This window comes from Rugamonas violacea, assembly GCF_016461825.1.
Classification (GTDB): Bacteria; Pseudomonadota; Gammaproteobacteria; order Burkholderiales; family Burkholderiaceae_D; genus Rugamonas.
Genome location: NZ_JAEMNU010000151.1, coordinates 1 through 10,257 on the forward strand (window position 1 = coordinate 1; position 10,257 = coordinate 10,257).

Annotated in this window: 1 protein-coding gene; it reads right to left on the reverse strand. The window is 68.1% G+C overall.

Annotated elements, in window-relative coordinates:
- Positions 1-10,257 (reverse strand): non-ribosomal peptide synthetase (locus H7U20_RS28195; protein WP_199762460.1); only part of this gene is annotated, 10,257 nt, incomplete at both ends.

Genomic DNA, 10,257 nt, shown 5'->3' on the forward strand with positions numbered 1-10,257 from the left:
GCCCACGACAGCGGCAGTCCGGCGCCGCGGTCGGCCAGCGGAATCGCCGTCGTCGCGGCGCGCCGGGCCTGGCCCAGCGCGGTCGCGAAATCGGCCAGGACGGGATGGGCGAACAGCTCGCGCAGCTCGACCTCCAGCCCCAGGCTGGCGCGGATGCGCGTCATCAGTTGCACCGCCAGCAGCGAGTGGCCGCCCAGTTCGAAGAAATGGTCGTTGCGGCCGACCCGGGCCAGCCCGAGCAGGTCTTGCCAGATGCCGGCGACCACGCACTCCAGCTCGCCCTGCGGCGCCGCGTACTGGCGCAGCGCGGCGGCCGTCATGTCCGGCGCCGGCAGGGCCTGGCGGTCGATCTTGCCGTTCGAGGTGAGCGGCAATTGGTCAAGCACGACGAAGGCGGCCGGCAGCATGTAGTCGGCCAGCTGCGTGCTTAGCTCGGCGCGCAACTCGGCCGCGCTGCCCGGCGTGCCGGTCAGGTAGGCCACCAGGCGCTGTTCGTCGCCCATGTCCTGGCGCGCCAGCACCACCGCCTCGCGCACGCCCTGGCACTGGGCCAGGCGCGCTTCGATCTCGCCCAGTTCGATGCGGAAGCCACGGATCTTGACCTGGAAATCATTGCGGCCCAGGTAATCGATATTGCCGTCGGCCAGCCAGCAAGCCAGGTCGCCCGTTTTGTACAAGCGCCCCGGACCAAATGGATTGGAGAGGAAACGCTCGGCGGTCAATTCCGCACGATTCAGGTAGGCGCGTGCCACACCGGCGCCGCCGATGTGGATTTCGCCGGCCACGCCCGGCGGCACCGGTTGCAACCGCGCGTCGAGGATGTAGATCTGGCTGTTGGCGATCGGTCGTCCGATCGGCACCCTGCCCGCCTGGCCGGCATGGCAGCGGTAGACGCTGGCGCACACCGTCGCCTCGGTCGGACCGTAGGCATTGAACACCACGTGGCGTTCGGCCCACTGCGCGGCCAGCTGCGGCGGGCAGGCTTCGCCCGCCATGATCAGGCACAGGCCGGCGGGCAGGCGCTCCGGCGCCAGCGTGGCCACCGCCGACGCGGGCAGGGTCACGTGGCTGATCGACTCGTCGAGCAGGGTCGCCAGCAGCGGCGCGCCCGGCAGCAAGGCCTCGCGCGAGGCCATGACCAGCGTCGCGCCGCAGCCCAACGCCATCATGATTTCGGAAATGCTGGCGTCGAAGCTGAACGAGGCGAACTGCAGCACGCGGCTGTCGGCGCGCACGCCGAACAGGTCGATCTGGGCGCGCGCCAGGTTGCACAGGCTGGCGTGCTGGCTCATCACGCCCTTTGGCTGGCCGGTTGAGCCGGAGGTGTAGATCACATACGCCAGGTGGGCCCCGTCCAAACCCGCAACCACGGGGTTGGCTGCGGCTGCGGCTGCGGCTGCGGCTGCGGCTGCGGACGCGGCTGCGGACGCGGATGCAGGCGCGGACGCGAGTGTGGACACGGGCGCGGGTGCCAACGCGGGCGCGGACGCCGGCGCGGCGCCGGGCGCGTCGAGCAGCAGCACCGGCGCCGTCGTGGCCAGCCGTTCGCACAAGGCGCCAAAGGTGAGCAAGGCCACCGGCGCGCTGTCGGCCAGCATATACGCCAGACGTTCGGACGGATAGCTCGGATCGAGCGGCACATAGGCGCCGCCGGCCTTGAGGATGGCCAGCATGCCGACCACCAGCTCGATGCCGCGCGGCGCGCACAGCGCCACCCGTTCGTCGGGCCGCAAGCCCATCGCCAGCAGGCGCGCGGCCAGTTCGTTGGCGCGTCCATTCAATTCGGCATAGCTGAGCGTCGTTCCTTCGAAGGTCAGCGCCGCAGCCTGCGGCCGTTGCGCGGCCTGGGCCTCGAACAGCTGGTGGGCCAGTTGCCCTTGCGGGTAGTCGACCGCGCTGTCGTTGAAGCCGTGCGTGACTTGCTCGCGCTCGTCGTCGGCGAGCAGGTCCAGGTGCTCAACGCCCTGCTGCGCATCGGCCACCATGGCCCGCAGCACGCGCTCGAAGCGCGCCAGCAAGCCGTGCATGGAAGCGGCGTCGAACAGCGCGCAGGAATAAATCAGACTGCCGAAGATCCGGCCGTTCGCCTCGCTCATCGACAGGGCAAGGTCGAACTGCGCCATCGCATGCTCTTGCGGCAGGCTGCTCAGGCGCACGCCCGGCAGCGCCAATTCCTGCTCCACGGGCGCGTTGTTGAGGCTCAGCAGGGTCTGGAACAAGGGGCTGTGGCTCATGCTGCGCTGCGGCTTGACGGCTTCGACCACCTGCTCGAACGGGATGTCCTGATGGGCATAGCCGTCCAGCGTGACACTCTTCACACGTTCGAGCAGCTGCGCCACCGTCGGTGCGCCCTCGGTGTTGATCCGCAGCGCCAGGGTGTTGACGAAGAAGCCGATCAGGTTTTCGATCTCGCTGCGCTGGCGGTTGGCCACCGGGCTGCCGACGACGACGTCGGCTTGTCCGCTCAGGCGCGACATCAGGATGCCCCAGGCGGTCAGCAAGGTCATGAACAGGGTCGTGCCGTGGCGGGCGCCCAGCTGCCGCAAGCCCTCGCTCAGGTCCGCCGGCAAGCCGAAGCCGAGGTTGGCCCCCGCATATTGCTGCACCGCCGGACGGGCGCGGTCGGTCGGCAAGGCCAGCAACTCCGGCGCGCCGGACAGATGCTGCTTCCAATAAGCGACCTGCTGCTGCAAGGTCTCGCCTTGCAGCCAGTTGCGCTGCCACTGCGCATAGTCGGCGTACTGGATTGCCAGCGGCGCCAGCGGATCGCTGCCCCCGGTGCTGAAAGCGGCATACAGTTTGCTCACTTCACCCATCAGCACCCCGGCCGACCAGCCGTCGGTGATGATGTGGTGCTGGTTGAGCAGCAGCAGATGCTCGCTCGCTTCGAGCCGCAGCAAGACACCGCAGATCAGCGGGCCTTGCGCCAGATCGAAGGCACGCGTGAAGACTTCCTCGCTCAGACGAGCGACAGCGGCCTTGCGCTGCTCCTCATCCAAGTGGCTCAAGTCCTGCTCGTCCAGCGCAAAGCCGATGTCGGCGCGGCCGATCTGTTGCACCGCTTCGCCGTCGAGCATGACGAAAGTGGTGCGCAAGTTTTCGTGGCGCGCGACGATGCGGTCGAGCGTGGCCTTCAACGCTGCCGTATCGAGCTCGCCGGACAGGCGCAGGCCAACCGGGATGCGGTAAGCCGCACCGGCAGCGGCGTCGAGCCGGTCGAGGAACCAGAGGCGCTGCTGGGCCCACGACAGCGGCAAACGCGCGCTGCGGTCGGCCAAGGGAATCGCGCCCAGGGTCGATTGCCGCGCCTGCGCCACCTGGCCGGCAAAAGCGGCCAGCGTCGGCTGCGCGAACAGATCGCGCAAGCCGATTTCCACACCCATGTCGCTGCGGATGCGCGACATGAGCTGCACCGCCAGCAGCGAATGGCCGCCCAGCTCGAAGAAATTGTCCTCGCGCCCGACCTGCTCGACGGCGAGCAGCTCGGACCAGATCCGCGCCAGCGCCGCTTCCACCTCGCCTTGCGGCGTCTGGTAGGCGCGCGCCGCGACGGCGTCCATGCCCGGCGCAGGCAGGGCCTGGCGGTCAAGCTTGCCGTTCGGCGTCAGCGGGAACTGCTCCAGCGTGACGAAGGCGGCCGGCAGCATGTACTCGGCCAGTTGCGCGCTCAGGCGGTTGCGCAGTTCGGCCGCGCTGCCGGGGGTGCCGGTCAGGTAGGCGACCAGACGCTTCTCACCCGGCACGTCTTCGCGCGCCAGCACCACCGCCTCCTTCACGCCTTCGCAACGCACCAGTTGCGCTTCGATCTCGCCCGGCTCGATGCGGAAGCCACGGATCTTGACCTGGAAGTCGTTGCGGCCCAGGTATTCGATGGTGCCATCGGCCAGCCAACGACCCAAGTCGCCCGACTTGTACATGCGCGCGCCAGCTTGGGCGCTGAAGGGATCGAGCAGGAAGCGCTCCTCGGTCAGCGCCGGCTGATTGAAGTAACCGCGCGCCACACCGTCGCCGCCGATGTGGATTTCCCCCGCCACGCCCAGCGGCACCGGCTGCAAATGGGCGTCGAGCAGGTAGACCTGGGTGTTGCCGATCGGGCGCCCCAGAGGAATGCTGCGCGCGTCGGCCGCCACCGCCTCGATCAAATGGGTGATGGCGAACGTCGTCGTTTCGGTCGGACCGTAACCGTTGATCAGCTGACCCGGCGCCGGCGCCAGCAGGGCGCGCGCCACGCTGCGCGGATCGAGCACGTCGCCGCCGACCATCAGCAGGCGCAAGCCGGCGAAGGCCGGCTTGAGCGCGTCGAGGTATTCGTTGAACAGGCCGGCGGTGAGCCACAGCGCGCTCACCCGCCCCGCCAGCAGGGTCTCGTTGAACTTGCGCGGATCGAGCAAGGCTTCCTGCGACACCAGCAGCACGCGCGCGCCGTTGAGCAGCGCCGCCCACAGCTCCCAGGTGCTGGCGTCGAAGGCCGGGCTGGCGCAGTGCGCGATGCAGTCGGCCGCCGTGATGCGCGCGTACGGGTTGTTGACGACCAGGCGCAGCACGTTGCGGTGCTCCACCATCACGCCTTTCGGCTGGCCGGTCGAACCGGAGGTGAACATCACGTAGGCGAGATGGCGCGAGGTCAGGCCGGCCACGTTCGGATTGTGCGTCGGACGGCGCGCCAGGCTGGGCTCGGCGTCCAGCACCAGCACGCGCAGCAGGCTGCTGGCCGGCAGATTGTCGAGCACGTCGTCGGTGGTGAGCAAGACGGCGGGCGCGCAGTCGCCCAACATATAGGCCAGGCGTTCGGCCGGATAGTCCGGGTCCAGCGGCACATAGGCGGCGCCGGCCTTGAGGATGCCCAGCAGTCCAACCACCATCGGCACGCCGCGCCGGGTGCAGATCGCCACCCGCTCGTCGGGCTTGACGCCCATCGCGATCAGCGCGTGGGCCAGCTGGTTGGCGCGGGCATTCAGTTCGGCATAGGACAGGCTCTCATCCTCAGTTTCCAAGGCCATCGCCTGGCCATGCTCGGCCAGCCGTTCCTCGAACAGCTGATGGATCAGCTTATCGGCCGGATAGTCCTGCGCCGTGTCGTTGAAGGTCTTGACCAGTTGCTCGTGCTCGGCCGCGCTGAGCAGGGCCAGGCGCGACACCTGGCGCTGCTCGTCCTCGACCATCGATTGCATCAGGGTTTGCAGATGGCCCAGCATGCGCTCGGCCGTGGCGGCGTCGAACAGCGCGCTGGCATACACCAGCGTGCCGCTGATGCGTTCACTGCTTGGCAAGACGAACAGCGACAAATCGAATTGGGCCGTCGTCTGCGCCTGTTCGAGCGCGCTCACCGTCAGCGCCGCGCCGCTTGCCGCCGCGCCTTGCGCGACCAAACCGTCGTTGAGGGTCAAGGTGGTCTGGAACAAGGGGCTGTGGCTCAGGCTGCGAGCCGGCTTGACCGCCTCGACCACCTGCTCGAACGGGATGTCCTGGTGCGCGTAGGCGTCGAGCGTCAGCGCTTTCACCTGGGCCAGCAAATCAGCCACGCTGGGATCGTGCGCCGTGTTCAAACGCAGGGCCAGCGTATTGACGAAGAAGCCGATCAGGTTTTCGATGTCACCGCGCTGGCGGTTGGCGATCGGGCTGCCGATCACCACCTCGGCCTGTCCGCTCAAGCGCGACATCAGCAGGCCCCAACCGGCCAGCATGGTCATGAACAAGGTCGCGCCGTGGCGCCGGCCGAGCGCCTTGATGGCCGCGCTGAGCGGCGCGGGGAAGCTGAAGGCAACGCTGGCACCGGCATGGCTTTGCAGCGCAGGACGGGCACGGTCGGTCGGCACGGTCAGCAATTCCGGCGCGCCGCTGAGGTGTTGTTTCCAGTACGCGGCCTGGGCTTGCAGGGTCTCCCCTTGCAGCCACTGGCGCTGCCAGGCGGCGTAATCGGCGTACTGGATCGACAGCGGCGCCAGCGGATCGCTCTCGCCCTGGCTGAAGGCCGCATACAGCGTGCTCACTTCGCGCACCAGGACGCCCAGCGACCAACCGTCCGAGATGATGTGATGCTGGCAAATCAGCAGCTGGTGCTGCCCTTCCCCCATACGCAGCAGTTGGCCGCGAATCAGCGGTCCCTGCGCCAGGTCGAACGCTGCGCCGAACACCTCGGCGCGCAGCGCGTCGAGCGCGCTGCGCTGGGCTTGCGGGTCGAGCCCACTCAAGTCGTGTTCGCTCAGCGCAAAGCCGCTGTCGGCGGCGGCGATGCTCTGCACCGCCGCGCCATCGCGGCTGACAAAGCGCGTGCGCAGGATTTCGTGGCGCGCCACAATCCGATCCAGCGTCGCGCGCAAGGCCGCGCGGTCGAGCGGGCCGTTCAAGGCCAGCGCGGTTGGCATGTGGTAAGCCAGGCTTGCCGCCGGGTCCAGCTGATCGAGGAACCACAGGCGCTGCTGCGCCCACGACAGCGGCATGGCGACGCTGCGGTCGGCCAGCCCGATGACGCTAAGCTTGGCTTGGGCCGCTTGCGTCAACTCGCCGGCAAAGTCCTTGAGCACCGGGCGCGCAAACAAGTCGCGCAGCGCCACTTCGATGCCCAGCTTCTGGCGCAGGCGCGACATCAGTTGCACCGCCAGCAGGGAGTGGCCGCCCAATTCGAAGAAATGGTCGTTGCGGCCGACCTGTTCGATCGCCAGCAAGTCCTGCCAGATGGCGGCGACGCTCTGCTCCGTCCCTTCCTGCGGCGCCTCATATTGGCGGGCATTCAGCGCCGCCATGTCCGGCGCGGGGAGGGCTTTGCGGTCAAGCTTTCCGTTGACCGTGAGCGGGAACTGCGCCAAGGTCACGAAAGCGCTCGGCAGCATGTACTCGGCCAGGTGCTGCGCCAGTTCGCCGCGCAGCTCGGCCGCCGTGCCCGGGCTGCCGCTCAGATAAGCGACCAGGAATTTTTCCCCGGACTGGTCCTGGCGCGCCAGTACCACCGCCTCCTTTACACCGGCGCACTGCGCCAGCCTGGTCTCGATTTCACCGAGCTCGATGCGGAAGCCACGGATCTTCACCTGGAAGTCGTTGCGGCCCAGGTATTCGAGACTGCCGTCGCTGAGCCAGCGACCCAGGTCGCCCGTCTTGTACATGCGCCCATCCGCCGCGCCGCAGAAAGGGTCGGCGACGAAACGCGCCGCGCTCAACTCCGGCTGCTTGAGGTAGCCGCGCGCCACGCCGGCACCGCCGATATGGATTTCGCCCGCCACGCCCAGCGGCACCGGCTGCAGGTGCGCGTCGAGCACATACACGCGGGCGTTGGCGATCGGCCGTCCGATCGGCAGGACGCGGGCCTGCCGGGTCGCCGCCGTCACGCCATAGGTGACGGCAAAGGTCGTCGTTTCGGTCGGACCGTAGGCATGCACCAGGTGCCGTGGCGGGCTGTTCTCCAGCACCTTCAGCACGGTGCGCAGATCGCTTTGATCGCCGCCGAAAACCAGGTAGTTCAAGCCGCGCAATGCCGGCGCCATGATGTCGGCGTATTGTTTGAACAGCCCCGCCGTCAGGTGCAGGATGCTGACCTCCTCGGCCTCGACCAGCGCGGCCAGCGCACTCGGTTCGAGCAGGGTCGCCTGCGGCACAATCACCAGGCGCGCGCCATTGAGCAGGGCGCCCCAGATTTCCCAGGTCGACGCATCGAAGGCCGGATTGGCGCAGAAGGCCACCCGCGCCTCCGCCGCGATGGCCACGCATGGTTCATCGATCACCAATTGAATCACGTTGCGATGTTCGACCATCACGCCCTTCGCCTGGCCGGTCGAACCGGAGGTGTAGATGACGTAGGCCAGGTCGCTGGAGCGGCCGCCGGCGAGCGCGGGCGGCCGAACCGGCGACGCATCGTCGCCACCGTCCTGGTCGATGCAGACGACACCATCGGACACCGGCAAGCGCTCGCGCAGATGGCTTTGGGTCAGCACCACCAGCGGCGCGCTGTCGGCCAGCATATACGCCAGCCGCTCGCGCGGATAGCTCGGATCGAGCGGCACATAGGCGGCGCCCGCCTTGAGGATGGCCAGCATGCTGACGATCAGTTCGACGCAGCGTTCGCTGCACAGGGCCACATAGGAGCCCGGCACCACGCCCATCGCGCGCAGCTGGTGGGCCAGTCGATTGGCGCGGCGATCGAGTTCGGCGTAGCTGACGCGCTGATCCTCATAGACGAGGGCCAGCGCATCGCCCTGGCGCCGGACTTGCTCTTCGAACAGCTCATGGATCAGCTTGTCGTGCGGGTAAGCGCCTGCGCTGCCGTTCAGGTCGGCGATCAACTGCGTGCGCTGGGTCTGGCTCAACAGCGCCAGGCGCTGCACGCCCTGGCTGTCGTCGGCCGCCATAGCCTTGAGCAAGCATTGGAAGCACTGGACCAGCCGCGTTATCGTGTCCGCGTCAAACAGGGCGCTGGCATACTCGACGCTGCCGTGCAGTTCGCCGCCGGCCTCGTTCAGCGTGACGGCCACGTCGAAGTGGGTGGTGCCTTGTTTGCGCGGCAGGCCGCTCAGGCGCAAGCCCGGCAAGGCCAGTTCGCCGCCGACCGGCGTGTTGTTCAGCGTGAGCAGGGTCTGGAACAAGGGACTGTGGCTCAGGCTGCGCACCGGCTTGACCGCCTCGACCACCTGTTCAAATGGAATATCCTGGTGTGCGTAGCCGTTCAAGGTGGTCGCCTTGACCTGGGCCAGCAACGCGGCCACGCTAGGGTCGCCTTCGATATTGATGCGCAAGGCCAGCGTGTTGACGAAGAAGCCGATCAGGTTTTCGATTTCAGCGCGCTGACGGTTAGCCACCGGCGCGCCGATGACGACGTCGTCCTGCCCGCTCATGCGCGCCATCAGGATGCCCCAGGCGGCCAGCAACGTCATGTACATGGTGCTGCCATGGCGCTGGCCGAGGGCGCGCAAGCCCTCGGTCACGTCGGCGGGAACGGTAAAGCCGACGCTGTCGCCGGCATAGCTTTGCACCGCCGGGCGCGGACGGACGGTCGGCAGCGCCAGCAGTTCCGGCGCGCCCGTCAAATGCTGTTTCCAATAGTCGATCTGGGTTTGCAGGACCGCGCCCTGGAGCCAGCCGCGCTGCCACGCGGCGTAGTCGGCATATTGGATCGCCAGCGGCGCCAGCGGATCGGGCCGGCCTTGCTGGAACGCCGTGTACAGGGCGCTCACTTCCTGCACCAGCACGCCAATCGACCAGCCGTCGGAAATGATGTGATGCTGGTTAATCAGCAGCAGATGCTCGTTGGCGTTCAGACGCAGCAGGCGTCCGCCGATCAGCGGACCGCGCGCCAGGTCGAAGGCGGCGCCGAAGAACTCCGCGCTGGCGCGCTCGACGGCGTCCTGCTGCTGCGCGGCGGGCGTGTCGCTCAAGTCCTGTTCGACCAGCGCAAAACCGCTGTCGGCCGCGCCGATCTCCTGTACCGGCGCGCCGGAGCGTGAGACGAATGTCGTGCGCAGGTTTTCGTGGCGCGCAACGATGCGGTCCAGCGTCGCTTTCAAGGCAGCGGTATCGAGCTGCCCCTCCAGTCGCAAGGCGGCCGGCATGTGGTAGGCCGCGCCGGCCCGGGAGTCGAGTTGGTCGATGAACCAAAGGCGCTGCTGCGCCCACGACAGCGGCAGGCTGGTGCTACGCGACACGACGGGAATCGCGCTCAGGGTCGATTGCTGCGCCCGCGCCAGCTGGGCGGCAAAGTCGTGCAGCACCGGGAAGGCGAACAATTCGCGCAATGCCACTTCGATGCCGCGCACGCTGCGCAGGCGCGAGACCAGTTGCACCGCCAGCAGGGAGTGGCCCCCCAGTTCGAAGAAATGGTCGTTGCGGCCGACCTTTTCCATGCCCAGCAAGTCTTGCCAGATCTGTGCCACGGCCTCTTCGACTTCGCCTTGCGGCGCCACGTATTCCCGGCTCGCCAGGGCCGACAGGTCGGGCGCCGGCAGCGCCTTGCGGTCGATCTTGCCGTTCGGCGTGAGCGGGAAGCGCTCCAGCGCGACAAAGGCGGCCGGCAGCATGTACTCGGCCAGGGTGCGGCCCAGCTCGGCGCGCAGTTCGGCCGCGCCGCCGGGGTTGCCGGTCAGGTAGGCGACCAGGCGCTTATCGCCCGGCACGTCCTCGCGCGCCAGCACCAACGCCTCGTGCACACCCGCGCACTGGGCCAGGCGTGCCTCGATTTCACCCAGCTCGATGCGGAAGCCACGGATCTTGACCTGGAAGTCGAGCCGGCCGTGGAAGTCGATCAAGCCGTCGGCGCGGTAGGAGCCCAGGTCG